The 16,193-nt window shown below is 65.7% G+C and carries 13 protein-coding genes; 7 read left to right on the top strand and 6 right to left on the bottom strand.

What is annotated here, in order from left to right; translation table 11 throughout:
- Positions 1-164: 164 nt before the first annotated feature.
- Together ACFFJ6_RS12960 and ACFFJ6_RS12965 are read left to right on the top strand one after the other, a co-directional pair.
- Positions 165-1,217 carry a YeiH family protein gene (locus ACFFJ6_RS12960; RefSeq protein WP_378388288.1) on the top strand — a complete coding sequence of 351 codons (1,053 nt, stop codon included), beginning with the start codon at positions 165-167 and terminating at the stop codon, positions 1,215-1,217.
- Complete coding sequence (locus tag ACFFJ6_RS12965) at positions 1,214-2,095, top strand: LysR family transcriptional regulator (protein ID WP_378388290.1); 882 nt, start codon at positions 1,214-1,216, stop codon at positions 2,093-2,095. Before ACFFJ6_RS12960 ends, ACFFJ6_RS12965 begins: the two co-directional genes overlap by 4 nt.
- Before the next feature lie 292 nt (positions 2,096-2,387).
- Here ACFFJ6_RS12965 and ACFFJ6_RS12970 read toward each other — a convergent pair whose 3' ends face one another.
- Together ACFFJ6_RS12970 and ACFFJ6_RS12975 are read right to left on the bottom strand one after the other, a co-directional pair.
- The gene (locus ACFFJ6_RS12970; RefSeq protein ID WP_378388292.1) at positions 2,388-3,932 is read right to left on the bottom strand and encodes an acyl-CoA synthetase; all 1,545 of its coding nucleotides are present in this window, start codon (positions 3,930-3,932) and stop codon (positions 2,388-2,390) included.
- A 219-nt stretch (positions 3,933-4,151) separates the two neighbouring features.
- Complete coding sequence (locus ACFFJ6_RS12975) at positions 4,152-4,964, bottom strand: crotonase/enoyl-CoA hydratase family protein (protein ID WP_378388294.1); 813 nt, start codon at positions 4,962-4,964, stop codon at positions 4,152-4,154.
- A 114-nt stretch (positions 4,965-5,078) separates the two neighbouring features.
- On the opposite strand from ACFFJ6_RS12975, the gene ACFFJ6_RS12980 reads away from it, so the two are divergent.
- Both ACFFJ6_RS12980 and ACFFJ6_RS12985 read left to right on the top strand, forming a co-directional pair.
- A complete protein-coding gene (locus tag ACFFJ6_RS12980; RefSeq protein ID WP_378388296.1) occupies positions 5,079-5,951 on the top strand; it encodes an SDR family oxidoreductase in 873 nt (290 codons plus the stop codon).
- Positions 5,952-6,267: 316 nt separating this feature from the next.
- Entirely contained in the window at positions 6,268-7,881 is a 1,614-nt protein-coding gene (locus ACFFJ6_RS12985; RefSeq protein WP_378388298.1) for a fatty acid--CoA ligase, read from the top strand.
- Positions 7,882-8,863: 982 nt separating this feature from the next.
- Here ACFFJ6_RS12985 and ACFFJ6_RS12990 read toward each other — a convergent pair.
- A complete protein-coding gene (locus ACFFJ6_RS12990) occupies positions 8,864-10,138 on the bottom strand; it encodes an acyl-CoA dehydrogenase family protein (RefSeq protein WP_378388300.1) in 1,275 nt (424 codons plus the stop codon).
- A gap of 126 nt (positions 10,139-10,264) precedes the next feature.
- On the opposite strand from ACFFJ6_RS12990, the gene ACFFJ6_RS12995 reads away from it, so the two are divergent.
- Positions 10,265-11,044, top strand: coding sequence for an enoyl-CoA hydratase-related protein (locus tag ACFFJ6_RS12995; RefSeq protein WP_378388302.1), 780 nt, complete (start codon positions 10,265-10,267; stop codon positions 11,042-11,044).
- Between the two features lie 351 nt (positions 11,045-11,395).
- Here ACFFJ6_RS12995 and ACFFJ6_RS13000 read toward each other — a convergent pair whose 3' ends face one another.
- Genes ACFFJ6_RS13000 through ACFFJ6_RS13010 form a run of 3 tightly spaced genes read right to left on the bottom strand, consistent with a single transcriptional unit; the run spans position 11,396 to position 13,591 of the window.
- Positions 11,396-11,770 carry a DUF6285 domain-containing protein gene (locus ACFFJ6_RS13000; RefSeq protein WP_378388304.1) on the bottom strand — a complete coding sequence of 125 codons (375 nt, stop codon included), beginning with the start codon at positions 11,768-11,770 and terminating at the stop codon, positions 11,396-11,398.
- Positions 11,771-11,788: 18 nt separating this feature from the next.
- Positions 11,789-12,784, bottom strand: coding sequence for a phosphotransferase family protein (locus tag ACFFJ6_RS13005; RefSeq protein WP_378388306.1), 996 nt, complete (start codon positions 12,782-12,784; stop codon positions 11,789-11,791).
- 6 nt (positions 12,785-12,790) lie between these two features.
- On the bottom strand, positions 12,791-13,591 hold the full coding sequence (locus tag ACFFJ6_RS13010) for an enoyl-CoA hydratase/isomerase (RefSeq protein ID WP_378388308.1): 801 nt from the start codon (positions 13,589-13,591) through the stop codon (positions 12,791-12,793).
- A gap of 161 nt (positions 13,592-13,752) precedes the next feature.
- Here ACFFJ6_RS13010 and ACFFJ6_RS13015 point away from each other — a divergent pair, with 161 nt between their 5' ends.
- Positions 13,753-14,532 carry an SDR family NAD(P)-dependent oxidoreductase gene (locus ACFFJ6_RS13015; protein WP_378388310.1) on the top strand — a complete coding sequence of 260 codons (780 nt, stop codon included), beginning with the start codon at positions 13,753-13,755 and terminating at the stop codon, positions 14,530-14,532.
- A gap of 34 nt (positions 14,533-14,566) precedes the next feature.
- Positions 14,567-16,078, top strand: coding sequence for an acetyl-CoA acetyltransferase (locus ACFFJ6_RS13020; protein ID WP_378388312.1), 1,512 nt, complete (start codon positions 14,567-14,569; stop codon positions 16,076-16,078).
- The last annotated feature ends 115 nt before the right edge of the window (positions 16,079-16,193 follow it).

Consider the following 16,193-nt stretch of genomic DNA (forward strand, 5'->3'; position numbering starts at 1 on the left):
CAACCGGCGATCCGTTTCGGAGCCAACAGCGCGACGCGGCCCAAGTTCCACCACGGACCGTCCCTTGATGAATAATCGATAATTCTTGTTGAAATGATAAAACCAATACGTTTGATTGATGATTGAAAACGGCGCGGAATGGCTCGGACCACAGGAGCCGCGCCATGACAACGCCCAATGCCCATGCCGATCACCACCGCCCCATTCATCTCACCCGCCACATCACGACCATCGCACCCGGGCTGCTGCTCACCGCCGCGATCGCCGCGGGCGCGACCTTCGTCCACGCCCTCCCGGGTGCGGCCGATCTCAGCCCGATGCTGCTGGCGATCGTGATCGGCATCGCGGGGCATAATCTGATCGGCACGCCCGCCTGGGCGCTCTCGGGCGTCAAGGTCAGCCTGCGCCGGGTGCTGCGCTTCGCCATCATCCTGCTCGGCCTGCAGCTCACCACCGCGCAACTGGCCGAAGTCGGCGGCGAAGGGCTGGCGATCATCGCGGTGACGCTGCTGGCGACCTTCAGCTTCACGGTGTGGCTCGGCCGCCGGCTCGGCGTCGACCGCAAGCTCGCCGAGCTGATCGCCGCCGGCACCTCGATCTGCGGCGCCTCGGCGATCATCGCCGCCAACACCGTCACCCGCGCCGACGACGAGGACGTCGCCTACGGAGTCGCCTGCGTCACCGTGTTCGGCTCCGCCGCGATGATCGCGCTGCCGCTGCTTGCCGGCCCGCTCGGCCTCGATGCACGCAGCTTCGGGCTGTGGACCGGCGCCTCGATCCACGAGATCGCCCAGGTGGTGGCCGCCAGCTTCCAGGCCGGGCACGACGCCGGCGAGTTCGGCACCATCGCCAAGCTGTCCCGCGTCGCGATGCTGGCGCCGCTGGTGATCGGGCTCGGCATGCTGGCGCGCGCCCGCGCCCGCCACACCCAGGACAGCGCCGGCCACGCCGCGCCGCCGATGCCGTGGTTCGTGCTCGGCTTCGTGGCGATGATCGGCGTCAATCACGTCGTGGCGATCCCGAGCGGCGTGAAGAGCGAGATCGTCGCGCTGACCACCTTCCTGCTCTCGATGGCGCTGGCGGCGATGGGGCTGGAAACCGATCTGCGCAAGCTCGCGGCGCGCGGGCTGCGGCCGGCGTTGCTCGGCCTCGCTGCTGCGCTGTTCGTCGCCAGCTTATCGCTGACGCTGATCAAGCTCACCGGATGGCATGGATGACACTGGAGCAACTGCGCATCTTCATCGCGGTCGCCGAACAACAGCATGTGACACGAGCTGCCGGCGAGCTGAACCTCACTCAATCGGCCACCAGCGCGGCGATCGCCGCGCTGGAAGCGCGCTACGACGTCAAGCTGTTCGACCGCGTCGGCCGCGGCATCGTGCTGACCCAGGCCGGCCGCGAGTTTCTTGGCGAGGCCCGCGCCGTGGTGAGCCGCGCCAAGGCGGCCGCGCAGGCGCTGGACGATCTCGCCGGGCTGAAGCGCGGCGCGCTGGCGCTGGCGGCGAGCCAGACCGTGGGCAATTACTGGCTGCCACCGCGCCTGCTGGCGTTTCAACAGAGCTATCCGGGCATCGCACTCCGGGTGTCGATCGCCAATACCGAGCAGGTCGCAGAGGCGGTGCGCGACGGCCGCGCCGATCTCGGCGTGGTCGAAGGCGAGGTCGACGAGCCGGCGTTGAGCGCGACGCGCATCGCCGGTGATACGCTGGCGATCGTGGTCGGGCGGCAGCATCCGTGGGCGGCTCAGTCCCGGATCGCGATCAGCAAGCTCACCGGCACCGGCTGGGTGCTGCGCGAGCGCGGCTCGGGAACGCGCGCGCTGTTCGAGGCCGCACTGCGCCGCGCCGGCATCGCGCTCGCCGATCTCGACGTGCGGCTGGAGCTGCCCTCCAACGAGGCGCTGCGCGCTGCGGTCGAGCAGTCCACCTGCGCCACCGCGATCTCCGACCTCGTCGCCGCCCCCTCGCTCGCCGCCGGCACGCTGCACCGCGTCCGCCTCGACCTCCCCGGCCGCGCGTTCTATTTGCTGCGCCACAAGGAGCACACGGCGAGCAGGGCCGTGACGGCGATGGTCGAGGCGCTGCGGGCGGAGTGATAGAGGCGATCGGACGCCGCAGGTGAAGTCATCGACACACGATACGCTGAGCGCGTCCTGAACTGGACTTACCACCCGTCATGCCCGGGCTCGTCCCGGGCATCCACGCCTTCACTGCGTATCGACGTCCAAAGGCTTGGATGGCCGGGACAAGCCCGGCCATGACGTGGTGCTAAGTAACAGTCTCCGTCATTGCGAGGAGCGCAGCGACGAAGCAATCCAGCTCCGTGCATGGCGCTGGATTGCTTCGCTTCGCTCGCAATGACGAGGAGGCATTATTGACGATCGAGACTCAGATCGTCCGCCCCGCCTTCGCCCAATACGGATCGCGCAGGCGGCGCTTGAAAATCTTGCCGGAGTCTTCGCGCGGCAGTTCGGCCATGATCTGGATGTGCTTCGGTACCTTGTAGCCGGCCAGCGCGTGCTTGAGCTGATCGCGGATAAAAGTCTCGTCCAGCGTCACACCGGGCTGCGGCTCGAGCATCGCCATCAGCGCCTCGCCGAACTCGGCATCCGGGATACCGAACACCGCGCAGTCGTGCACGCCCGGGATGGCGTGGATCGCCGCTTCGATCTCGGCCGGATAGATGTTCACGCCGCCCGAGATCACCATGTCGCGCTTGCGGTCGCAGATGAAGACGTAGCCATCGGCGTCGATGTAGCCTACGTCGCCCGAGGTGATGAAGCCGTCGCGGTCGATCTCGGCGCGCTTTTCCGGCTTGTTGTGATAGGTGAAATCCGGATTGCCGGCGATCCGCGAGAAGATCTCGCCGATCTCGCCCTGCGGCAACTCCTTGCCATCATCATCGATGAACTTGATCTCGGCGCCGGGCGCAATCTTGCCGACGGTGCCGGGCTTCTTCAGCGCGTCCTCGGAGCTGGCGAAGGTCACGGCGCCGGATTCGGTCGAGCCGTAGAATTCGAAGATCACCGGCCCCCACCACTCGATCATTGCGCGCTTGACGTCGGCCGGGCACGGCGCCGCAGCGTGGATCACATGGGTCAGCGACGACACGTCGTACTTCTTGCGCACCTCTTCGGGCAGCTTCATCAGCCGGATAAACATCGTCGGCACCATGAACACGGTGTCGATGCGATGCCGCTCGATGAGTTGCAGCAGCGTCTCCGGCTCGAAGCGCGGCATCAGCACCAGCAGGCCGCCGAGCCGGCCGGCGCGGATGCCGAACGCATTCGGTGCGGAATGATACAGCGGCCCCGGGCACAGCACGCGGGCGCCGGGCTTCAGCCCGTAGATCATCGCGCGCATCGCCTCGGCATTCTTGGCCTGCTCGGACGTCGGCGCGAAGCGCTTGACGCCCTTGGGGTGGCCGGTGGTGCCCGAGGTGTAGATCATGTTCTGCGGCTGCGGCAGCGCCGGGCCGTCATACGGCTTCTGCTGCGCCAGCCAGCCTTCGAGATCGATCGCCGCTGCCGGCGCCGTGCGATGCTCCGGCGCGATCTTGTAGTTGGCGAGAATTTCCGGCGGCGTTTCCACGCTCAGCATCGTCACGCCGGCCGGCAGCACCGAGGCGGCTTCGTGCAAAAGATCGGCGTGGCCGATCAGCACCCGCGTGCCGGTGTCGCCGAGCACATAAGCGAGCTCGTCCTGTTTGAAGTGCCAGTTCACCGGAACCATGTAGGCACCGACCGTCATCACCGCGTAGGCGGCCTCGAGAAACGCGACGTCGTTGCGCATCAGCACGCAGACGCAGTCGCCCGGCTTGACGCCGAGCGCCTGCAGCCCGCCCGCCATCCGCGCCGCCCGCGCATTGACATCGTCGAAGCTGCGATGGCGCTCGCCGGAAATAATGCCGTGGATGAGTTGGGTGTCAGTCATTGTTGAGTTGTCCGCTTCTTGATGTCGGGTGTGCTGCAAGTCTCGGCCCTCATGGTGAGGAGCATCGCCCAGCGATGCGTCTCGAACCATGAGGAAGTAGAGTGCAGGTCTCTCCCCGTCATTGCGAGCGAAGCGAAGCAATCCAGAACGCCGAGTTCGTGGCTTTCCGGATTGCTTCGTCGCTTCGCTCCTCGCAATGACGACGCGAAACGTTTGGCTTTAACCGTCCGCGAAATTCGGCGCGCGTTTTTCCATGTTGGCGCGAACGGCTTCGGTCTGGTTGGGCGAGCCGATCAGCTTCTGCTGCTCAACGCTTTCGGCCAGCAGCGCCGGACCGGGATCGACCGACAGACTGTTCATCATCCGCTTGGCGGCGCGGATGGCGTCCGGATTCTTGCCGGCGATCTCGCGCGCCATCTCCAGCGCGGCCGCGCGCGGATCGTCGACGATCCGCGTCGCAAGCCCGAGGCTCACCGCCTCCTTCGCATCGACGATGCGGCCCGTGTAGGTGAGCTCGCGGAGCACGTCGTCGCGCAGCAGCGTCGCCAGGATCGGCGTGCCGGCCATGTCGGGCACCAGGCCCCATTTGATTTCCATGATCGACATCCTCGCGTCCGGCGCCATCAGCCGGATATCGGCGCCGAGCGCGAGCTGACAGCCGCCGCCGAACGCGACTCCGTGCACCGCAGCAATCACCGGCACCGGCAGCGTCCGCCAACCCCACACCGCCTGCTGCGCCGCGTTGGCCTGGCCATGCGTGCGCTTGGTGAGATCGCGAAATTCGCCTCCCGGAATTCCGTTACCACCGTTTTCTTTCATCGCGGCAAAACGCCCCATATCGAGGCCGGCGCAGAACGCCTTACCCTCGCCGGACAGCACCACAACGCGCACGCTCTTGTCCTTGGAGAGTCGCTCGGTGGTCGCGACCAGCGCCTCGAACATCGCGGCATCGAGCGCATTCATCTTGTCCGCCCGCACCAGCCGGACGTCGGCGACGCCGTCCGTCAGCGATACCGATACGCGATCATTCATGGGGCGGTTTCCTCTGTTGTGATTGTCAGCAAATGCGGCGCTACAGAAAAGCGTTGTCGGAATTTAGTCAATCGCTTAATCAACGCAGACCTTCCACTTTTCCGGGCACCAGACATGTTCACCGATCAGCTTCTCGCAGGCCGTCGCATCCTCGTCACCGGCGGAGGCACCGGCCTCGGCAAGGCGATGGCGGCGCGCTTTCTCCAGCTCGGCGCCGAAGTGCACATCTGCGGCCGCCGCAAGGGCGTGTGCGACGAGACCGCGACCGAACTGATGGATCAGTACGGCGGCAAGGTGATGACTTACGGCGTCGACATTCGCGACGCGCAGGCGGTCGACCACATGATCGAAACGATCTGGGCGACCGGCCCGCTGACTGACCTGATCAACAACGCGGCGGGAAATTTCATCTCGCGGACAGAAGAGCTGTCGCCGCGCGGTTTCGACGCCGTCGCCAACATCGTGATGCACGGCACCTTCTACGTGACGCACGCGGTCGGCCGCCGCTGGATCGAAGGCGGCCATCGCGGCAACGTGGTGTCGATCACCACGACCTGGGTGCGCAACGGCAGCCCCTATGTGGTGCCGTCGGCCATGAGCAAGTCGGCGATCCACGCCATGACGATGTCGCTGGCCACCGAATGGGGCCGCTACGGCATTCGCCTCAACACCATCGCGCCGGGCGAAATTCCGACCGAGGGCATGAGCAAGCGGATCAAGCCGGGCGACGAAGCGGGCGCCCGCACCGTCAAGATGAATCCGATGGGCCGCGTCGGCACCATGGAAGAGCTGCAGAACGTCGCGGTGTTCCTGATCTCCGGCGGCTGCGACTGGATCAGCGGCGAAACCATCGCCATGGACGGCGCCCAGGGCCTCGCGATGGGCGGCAACTTCTATCAGCTCCGCGACTGGAGCAACGACGATTGGGAGCAGGCCAAGGCCTCGATCAAGGCGCAGAACGAAAAGGACCGCGCCAAGCGGGGGTAACACGCAACGCGTGCGCTATCTTGAGGCGCGCAAAGCAACTAACGACGACGTCATCCCCCGCGCATGCGGGGGATCCAGTATTGCAGGGCGTCAGCGGCTAACCACCAACGCCCTGGAATACTGGGTCACCCGGACAAGCCGGGCGATGACCCCTTTCTTCTGCGTGGCGATTGTGCTCTGCCCACGGCGCCACTGGCCACGACGGCCTGCACCTCCTCCCCTTCCCGCGACACTCCCTCCCGCTTGTGTTTGCCTGCGAAGCGCGGCAGACTTCCGGCCAAGCAACAACTAACTAAAAAACACCCAGGGAGTGACAATGTCCGACCTTCAGGAGAAGGCCCGCGCAGCGGCGCCGGCTGCTTCGTCCGAGCCCGCCACACTGGCCGACGTCATCCGCGCGCAGGCCAAAGCGCGCGGCGACGATGTGGTCTATGAATTCGAGGGCCGTATCACCAGCTTCGCGCAATTCGACGCGCACACCAACCAGATCGCCCGGGCGCTCACCGCCTCAGGGGTCAAGCCGAACGAGCGCATCGCTTATCTCGGCAAGAACAGCGACGTGTATTTCGAACTGTGGGGCGGCGCCATCAAGACCAAGGTGGTGATGGCGCCGGTGAACTGGCGGCTGGCCGGTCCCGAGATCGCCTACATCGTCGAGGACTGCAAGGCGGCGATCCTGTTCGTCGGCCCGGAATTTGTCGATCAGGTGCGCGGTCTCAAGGATCAGATCCCGAGCGTGCGCGCCATCATCACCACCGAGGGCGGCGCGCCGGAATGGCAGGACTTCGCCAAATGGCGCGACGCGCAGCCTGCCGACGATCCGCAAGTCGCGATCGCGCCCTCCGACATCGCGATCCAGCTCTACACCTCCGGCACCACCGGCAAGCCGAAAGGCGCGATGCTGAGCCACGCAAACTTCCTGTCGCTGGTCCGCGCCGGTCAGGACAACAAGCCCGAGTGGAACACCTGGACGACCGACGACGTCTCGCTGGTGGCGATGCCGATCTTCCACATCGGTGGATCCGGCTGGGGCATGATGAGCATCTATCACGGCGCCAAGGGCGTGATCGCGCGCGAATTCGATCCGACCAAGGTGCTCGACTTCTTCGAACAGTCCGGAATCACCAAGCTGTTCATGGTGCCGGCTGCGATGCAGTTCGTGGTGCGGCAGCCGCGCGCCCGCGAGGTCGATTTCTCGCGCCTGAAATACATGCTGTACGGCGCCTCGCCGATTCCCGCCGCGCTGCTGAAGGAATGCATCGACGTGTTCAAATGCGGCTTCGTGCAGATGTACGGCATGACCGAGACCACCGGCACCATCGTGGCGCTGCCGCCCGAAGATCACGTCGAGGGGCTGGAGCGGATGCGCTCCGCAGGCAAGGCGCTGCCCGGCGTCGAGATCGCAATTCTTGATCCCGACGGAAACCCGCTGCCGCCGCGCGCGGTCGGCGAGATCGCGACGCGCTCCGGCTCCAACATGGCCGGCTACTGGAATCTGCCGGAGGCGACCCGGAAGACCATCGACAGCAACAACTGGCTGCGCACCGGCGACGCCGGCTACATGGACGAGGACGGTTACATCTACATCCACGACCGCATCAAGGACATGATCATCTCCGGCGGCGAGAACATCTACCCCGCCGAGGTCGAGAGCGCGATCTGCGATCACCCCGACGTCGCCGAGGTCGCCGTGGTGGGCGTGCCCGACGAGCAGTGGGGCGAAGCGGTCAAGGCCGTGGTGGTGATGAAGCCCGGCAAGGAAGCCACTGCGCAGGACATCATCGGCTTCACCCGCACCCGGATCGCCGGATTCAAGACGCCGAAGTCGATCGACTTCATCCCGGCCCTGCCCCGCAACGCATCGGGCAAGATCCTCCGCCGCCACCTGCGTGATCCGTATTGGCAGGGCAAGGACCGGCAGGTGAACTGAGCGCCACCACGTCGGACGCGACGCTGCGCGGCCAAGGCGCGGCGCACATCCTTCACGTTAGTCATTCCGGGGCGCGAGCGCAGCTCGCGAACCCGGAATCCATAATCACAGCGGTCGCGTTAAGGCACCGCGTAGCAATCACCTGCCGACACCGCAAAGCCAGGGATATGGATTCCGGGTTCGCGCTTCGCGCGCCCCGGAATGACGACGGAGAGGTTCAACGTGTAGCCTCGATGCAGCTCGTAGCCTCGATGAAGCGAAGCGTAATCGAGGGATGACAGTGCATCGTGTTGGTCGCAAATGCCGGAGGGCTGCGCTGCATCCGAGCTACAGGCCACGCCTCTTGACAAAATTCCTATTAGGCTTATAATCCGCCTCGTCCTGTCCGTGAGGGGCGCTTCGCGAGGCGTCGGATAGCGGGACAGATCACGAAGGCCGGGTCACCGGCTGGAGTGATAACCCGGCGACGCCAGCTCGGCTGGCGACGTCGGCTGGACGCGGCGTCCTGCGCGTTGCGGTTCGCACCCGCGCGTCCGGGAGGCTTCAGGTACCCGTCCGGGCCTACTACGAGGCTCTGCGACTTGTTCGTTCGCTGGACGGGGGCAGGTGAAGGCGGCGTAATCCGCCGGATCAGTGGGGTTTCATTACCCCTGCCTGCCCACGGAAGCACGGGCCTGAAGACAGAAAGCGCCGCGGTGGGCGCGCCATTGAGGCGTTGCGCGAGGACGCAAGCCCTCGCGACAAGTACCACCCAACTCGCGCTTCAAGGCGCGCCCCCACCCCTCGCTGTGAAGCGACGGGCGCAAACCTCGGGCTCAGCGGAGCCGCGAGAACGATGAGGCGTGGCTGTTTGATAGTTGAATCGTTGAACCGCACTCCGTGTCCCGCGCGCGGTGCAGCGCGCCAGCGCTGCTCCGCAGATACGGGACCCCGGTTCTGCGCAGCGGCATTGCTGCCGCAGCGCGTCCGGGCACTGATCAACTTACCGCTTGTTGGCGCCCATATAGCCGAACAGGAATCCCGCGACCTTACGCATCTGAATTTCCTCGCTGCCTTCGGTGATGCGATAGCGGCGGTGGTGGCGGTAGATGTGCTCGAACGGCTTGTGCCGCGAATAGCCGATGCCGCCGTGGACTTGAATGGCGCGGTCGGACGCCTGGCCGCACAGCCGGTTCGCCCAGTAGTTACACATCGACACCTTGTCGGACAGCGTGTGCTCGACCTGCGCCTGGGTCATCTGGTCCATCTCCCACGCGGTCTTGCGGATCAGGAGCCGCAGCATCTCAGCCTGGGTCGCCAGTTCGACCAGCGGGAACTGGATCGCCTGGTTGCGCGCCAACTCCTCGCCGAACGGCTTGCGCTCACGCGCGTACTTCACGCTCTCGTTGATGCAGAACACCGCCGCGCCGAGCGAGCTCGCCGCCTGACGGATCCGATTCTCGTGCACGAAGCATTGCGCCAGCGACAGGCCGCGCCCGACCTCGCCGAACAGCGCCTCCTCGGTGACGAACACGTCCTTGAACGACACCCGCGGATGGTCGGTCGGCATGTTGAAGGTCCAGAGATATTCCTCGACCTTCACGCCCGGCGCATCGGCCGGCACCAGGAAGCAGGTAATGCCGCGCGCGTCCCCGTCGTTGCCCGAGGTGCGGGCGAACAGCGCGCAATGCGTCGCGACGTGCATGCCCGTCGTCCACATTTTCTCGCCGTTGATGACCCAGCCCTTCTTGCCGTCGCGTGTCGCCTCTTCGGCGCGCGTCTCCATATGGGTCGCGTCGGAACCGTGATCGGGTTCGGTGAGACCAAACGTGATGCGATACTTGCCCTTGATCGAACCGTCGATCATCGCCTTCTGATCGTCGCGACCGTACAGATCGAGCATCTTCACGATCGGAAAGTTGCCGACGATCGAGTGTTCGTTTTGCAGATCGTTGTGCAGGCCGAGGCCCTTGGCGGCGAAGTGCTCGCGGATCACTGCCATCCACAAATTGCTGCCATCCTGCCCACCATAGCGCTTCGGGATCGCGAAGCGCAGATGCCCGGCGTCGTCGGCGAGGTCCTTCGCCTTGCGCAGCAGCTCTTCCCATTCGTGGCGCGGCAGACCGCCGTTCTCGAAATCGGTCCGTGCCCATTCGCGGCGATGATCGAAGAAGCGGATATTATCGTCCGCCTGTTCCAGCGGCTTGATCTTGGCGTCGATGAAGCGATCGAGCTCGGCGAGATAGGCGACCAGATCCGGCGGCAGAGAAAAATCCAAGGCGTGCTCCCACAGTCTTCGTGTTGTTGTTGATCTTGTTAAGCGAGTGATTAACATGCGCCGCGCACGACAAGTCAAGCGCGCTTCAGCCGCATCAATTCTGCTCAACGAAAAAAGGAAACGTCGATGGCGCTGCAATTCTCCACCGTGACCCGCAAGGGCCCGATCACCATCGTCATGCTGTCGCGGCCCGAAGTGTACAACGCGCTGCATACCGACGCGCATTACGAACTCGAAGGCGTGTTCAACGACTTCGCGGCCGATCCCGAGCAATGGGTGGCGATCGTCACCGGCGCCGGTGACAAGGCGTTTTGCGCCGGCAACGATCTGAAGTGGCAGGCGTCCGGCGGCAAGCGCGGCTGGGGCGAAAGCGGCTTCGGCGGCCTCACCTCGCGGTTCGATTGCGACAAGCCGATCATCGCCGCCGTCAACGGCGTGGCGATGGGCGGCGGCTTCGAGATCGCGCTCGCCTGCGACCTGATTATCGCGTCGGAGAACGCCACCTTTGCGTTGCCGGAGCCGCGCGTCGGCCTCGCCGCACTCGCCGGCGGCCTGCACCGCCTGCCCCGCCAGATCGGCCTGAAGCGCGCGATGGGGATGATCCTGACCGCGCGGCATGTCAAAGCGCAGGAAGGTTATGAGCTCGGCTTCGTCAACGAAGTCGTCCCGCAAGGCCAGGCGCTCGCCGCGGCCGAGCGCTGGGCCGAAACGATCTGCACCGTCTCGCCGATGTCCATCCGCGCCTCAAAGCAGACGCTGAGCCGCGGCCTGGAAGTCTCGCTGCCGCAAGCGATCGCCGAGCAGCGCGACTACCCGGCGGTGAAGGCCATGGTCGCGTCGCAGGACTACATCGAGGGACCGAAGGCGTTCTCGGAAAAGCGCAAGCCGAACTGGACGGGGAAGTAGTTCGGCGGCTGGTTCCTGAGCACGACATCTGCTCGTCATTGCGAGGAACGCAGCGACAAAGCAATCCTGAGACTCGCCGCGGAGCGCTGGATTGCTTCGCTCCGCTCGCAATGACGAAGCTTAGCGGCGGAGCACCGCTTGTCCCCGTCATTCCGGGGCGCGAGCGCAGCTCGCGAACCCGGAATCCATACGCCGCAGCATTCGCTGTGACGCATGGCGGGCAACCGACACTTCGCTCAACAAACAGCACAGGGGATATGGATCCCGGGTTCGCGCTTCGCGCGCCCCGGAATGACGAACGATAGGTGTCGGACGCGGCGACGGCGAGCCGATCAGGGCTCAGCGGACCAACTAATTCTGTTTCCGCTCGCGCCGATAGCTCGCGTAGTTCGGCTGATCGACCGCGAGCTTGGCCATTGTGGTTTGCCACAGATGGTCCTGCAAACCGGGCGACGACAGATCCATCGTACCGGCGGCGATGCGCTCGGAGAGCAGGCTGTTGAGTTCGAGCAGCGAGCCATCGACGCCGAGCAGGTCCTTCAGGCTCGCCAACTCCGCGGCATCGCTTCGATCCGCCAGCGTCAGCTGCCGTGTCACTAGATCGAGCGCGTTGATGCCGACGCGCAGCTTGAAGGCGGCGTGGCCGGTGATCTGCGGCGCGATGTGGTCGCGCAGGAAATCGGCGACCGCCTTGATTAGTTCGTCGGGCCTCGGTTCGTCCTGCATCGGCTTCGCCTTTCCTAACTAACCGCGCGGCGCCAACAGCCGCAGCAGATCGATCTCGGTCTCCGACGAGCGCCGGCCGATCATCGCGCGCTCCATCGAGTGATCGGGGCCTTGGCGGAAGCGCTGCATCATGCCGCAGCACATGATGCCCCAGCGCAGCGTGCCCATCACTTCCCAGAACTTGACGCGATCCGCATCGACGGTGCCGCCGGCTTCCCGATAGCCCGCGAACATCTCCTCGCGCGAGCCGAGGCCGCCGACAGGCTTGTCGATCTCGCCGAACCGCCACGAATTGACGCAGACCCAGCCGAGGTCTTCCATCGGATCGCCGCAATGCGCCAGCTCCCAGTCGAGCACCGCGCGCACGCCGTCAGGCCCGATGATCAGATTGCCGTGGCGGAAATCGCCGTGCACCAGCGTGATCGCTCGCGATACGCCGGGATCGTGATCGGCGAGCCAGCGCAGCGCCAGTTCGAACACCGGGCGCGGCCAGTCCATCGCGCGATAATCCTCGCGCAACAAACCGATCTCCTCGGTCGAACTGATCGTGCGCAGCTCAGGCAACGCAGACCGATCGATGCCGTGCAGGCCGGCGAGGATCGTGCCGATCTGCCGCGCCAGCCTCGGCCGGGCGTCGGCGAACTGTTCGTCCCGCAGGATCTTGCGTGGGATGGTTTCGCCGTCGACCTTCTGCATGACGAAGCCGGCGCCGAGCTGATCGTCGTCGGTCAGCACGTGCAGAACGCGCGGCGACGGCACGCCGGCGTCGAAAGCAAGCCGCATCAGCTCCGCTTCCGCATCAAGGCCCGCCGCGCGGCCGGATACGCTGCCATAGCCCGGAGGCGAGCGGCGCAGGATCGCCGCGATATCGCCATCCGGCCGCTCGATCACGAACGACCATGTCTCCTGGCTCGCGCCGCCGGAGAGCTGCGCGGCGGCGCGAATTCCCGTCGCGCCCGCGCACCAGCGCCTGACGCTGTGCGCGAGCGCGTCCGCAATCGCGGGCTGGGCCATTCGCGGTTACTTGCCCTTGAACTGCGCGGGGCGCTTCTCGAGAAACGCGCCGACGCCTTCCTTGAAGTCATCGGTGGAGCCTGCGATGCGCTGCGATTCGAACTCGAGGTTGAGCTGCTCCTCGAACGAATTCTCCGGCGAGTCCCAATACAGCTTGCGGATCAGCGACAGCGCGATGGTCGGACCGTTGGCGAGCTCCTGCGCCAGCTTCATGGTCTCGGCCCACAGCTCGGCATCGTCGTGGACGCGATTGACGAGGCCCCATTCCAGCGCCTTCTCGGCCGGCAGCTTCTCGCCGAGCAGCGACAATTCGACCGAGCGCGCCTTGCCGATCAGGCGCGGCAGCAGCCAGGTCGAGCCGCAATCCGGAACGAGACCAATGCGGCGGAACGCCTGCAGGAAGTAGGACGACTTTGCGCACAAGATCATGTCGCCCATCAGCGCGAAGCTCATGCCAGCGCCTGCGGCAGGGCCATTCACCGAGGTGACGATCGGGCAATGCAGCTTGCGCAGCCGGCGCAGGAACGGATGGAAGGCGGTCTCGAGCGCGGCGCCCGCGCCCTTGCCGCTCTGGCTCATGTTGTTGCCGGAGTTGCGGCCCTGCAGATTGGCGCCGGTGCAGAACGCGCGGCCCGCGCCGGTGATGACGAGGCAACGTACTTCGGCGCGCTTGTCTTCGATCGCATCGAGCGCCTCGCCGAGGCCGCCCAGCATGTCGATCGACACCGCGTTCATCACTTCCTGATGGTCCAGCTTCAGGACGGCGACCGGCCCTTCGAATTCGAGCGTGACGTGTTTGAACTGCATAGTTTCCTCGCTGTGGACCGCGTTATTCCGCGGTGTGGAAGGACTTCGTTCTCCGAGGCCATATTTGATTTTTGCGACGCGCTTGTCCATGGTCGGACGACGATAGCAGCGCACGGCCGTGGTCACGGTTTAGCGCCCAACAACAAAAATGGAAACGCTGTATGAGCATTTTCGATCTGAGCGGCCGTGTCGCGGTCGTCACCGGGGGCAATGGCGGCATCGGTCTCGGCATGGCGCAGGCGCTCGCCGCGGCCGGTTGCAACGTCTCGATCTGGGGCCGCAATCCGGACAAGAACAAGGCCGCCGTGCAGAGTCTCGCGGGCGCGCGCGGCAAGGCCGAAGCCCAGGTCTGTGACGTCACCGACCCGGCGTCGGTCAAGGCCGCAATGGAAGCGACGCTGAAGACCTTCGGCCGCGTCGACGGCTGCTTCGCCAATGCGGGCATCGGCGGCGGCGGACGCCAGGCCTTTATCGATCGCACCGAGGAGCAGTGGCGCACAATGTTCGCCACCAATCTCGACGGCGTCTTCCACGCCTTCCAGGCCGCAGCGCGGCATATGACCGAGCGCGCCGCGAATGGTGATCCGTTCGGACGGCTGGTGGCGACCTCGAGCCTCGCCTCGATCTTCGGCACCGCGCGTAACGAGCACTACGCGGCCACCAAGGCGGCGATCAACGCGCTGGTGCGCGCGCTCGCGGTCGAGCTCGCGCGCAACGGCGTCACCGCGAATGCCATCCTGCCCGGTTGGATCAAGAGCGACATGACCGCCGGCATCATGGGCAACGACAAGTTCGTCGCCAACGTGATGCCGCGTATTCCGGTGCGCCGGTTCGGCGAGCCTGAAGATTTCGGCGGCATCGCCGTGTATCTGATGAGCAAGGCGTCCTCGTATCACACCGCCGACACCTTCGTGATCGACGGCGGCTACACGGCGTTCTGACGAACACAACCTCCACCAACAAGAAGAAAAGCAGATGGCCAGCCAACTTCCGCCCGAGCGCATTCCAGTCATCGTCGGTGTCGGCGAAATCGCCGATCATCCTAAAGACATCGCGCAAGGTCTGGAGCCGCTGGCCCTGCTGGACGCCGCCGTGCGGCGCGCCGGCGACGACAGCTCCGCCGCGCTACTACGCGAGATCGACTCGATCGATATCGTCAACTTCCTGAGCTGGCGCTATCACGATCCGGAGCAGCAGCTCGCCAAGCGGCTGGGCGTCACGCCGCGGCACTGCTTCTACGGGCCGGTCGGCGGCGAGAGCCCGATCCGTTTCATCCATGAGGCGGCGCTGCGCATCCAGCGCGGCGAAGCAAATGTCGCGGTGGTGTGCGGCGCCGAAGCGCAATCGACCGCGACCAAAGCGGCGCGCGCCAAGCTCGAACTGCCGTGGACACCGTTCGCCAGCGATGCCCCGGAGCCGAAGCGCGGCGCAGCGTTCCAGAAGCCACTCGCGACGCAGCTCGGTATCGCGCGACCAATCACCGTGTATCCGCTCTATGAAGCAGCAACTGCTGCGCACTGGGGCCAGACCCCGCGTCAGGCCCTCGACGAGTCGGGCGTGCTGTGGTCGCGCTACGCGCAGGCTGCGGCAGCGAACCCGAATGCCTGGATCAAGCGCGCTTACACGCCGGGCGAAATCACCACGCCGTCCGCCGACAACCGGCTGATCGCCTGGCCCTACACCAAGCTGATGGTCGCCAATCCGAGCGTGAATTTCGGCGGCGCAGTGCTGCTGACGTCGCTTGCGAAAGCACGCGAGGCCGGCATTCCCGAAGGCAAGCTGATCTACATCCACGGCGGCGCGTCGGCCGAAGAGCCGCGCGATTTCCTGGCGCGCGATCAATTCATGCAGAGCCACGCCCAGAACGCGGTGCTGGAGACGATCAAGGCGATGGTCGACGGCGACGGCCGCGCCTTCGATGCGATCGAGCTGTATTCGTGCTTCCCGGTGGTGCCGAAGATGGCGCGACGAACGCTCGGGCTCGGCGACGACGTGCAGCCGACCGTGACCGGCGGCCTGACATTCTTCGGCGCGCCGCTCAACACCTACATGACCCACGCCGCCTGCGCGATGGTGCGCAAGCTGCGCGACGGCGGCAAGCGCGGCCTGCTGTACGGCCAGGGCGGCTTCGTCACCAAGCACCACGCGCTCGTGGTGTCGCGCGAGGCGCCGGAGTCGGCACTCGATGAGAATGTCAGCGTCCAGGCCAGGGCCGACGCGGCTTACGGCGAGGTGCCGCCATTCGTCACCGAGGTCACCGGCGACGCAGCCATTGAGAGCTCCACGGTGATCTACACCGGCCGCGGCGAGGTCGAGCACGGCGTCGTTGTGCTGCGCACGCCCGATGGCGCCCGCACGCTCGCGCGGGTGCCGGCGCAGGACCAGGCGACGCTGGCGGTGCTGACGGATTTGGATCGCACCCCGGTTGGCGCGCGTGGCGCGATATCGGCCGGTGCCGATGGCGTGCCGGAGTGGCGGGCGAGTTAAGCCGCACCCACTGAGCCGCACCGTACCGCGGCGGGTATGCGCCATTCCTTCGTCATTGCGAGCGAAGCGAAGCAATCCAGCTCAGTGCACCGAGCTGGATTGCTTCGCTTCGCTC

Origin of the sequence: Rhodopseudomonas telluris, assembly GCF_042432815.1 — a bacterium.
GTDB classification, from domain to species: Bacteria; Pseudomonadota; Alphaproteobacteria; order Rhizobiales; family Xanthobacteraceae; genus Rhodopseudomonas; species Rhodopseudomonas telluris.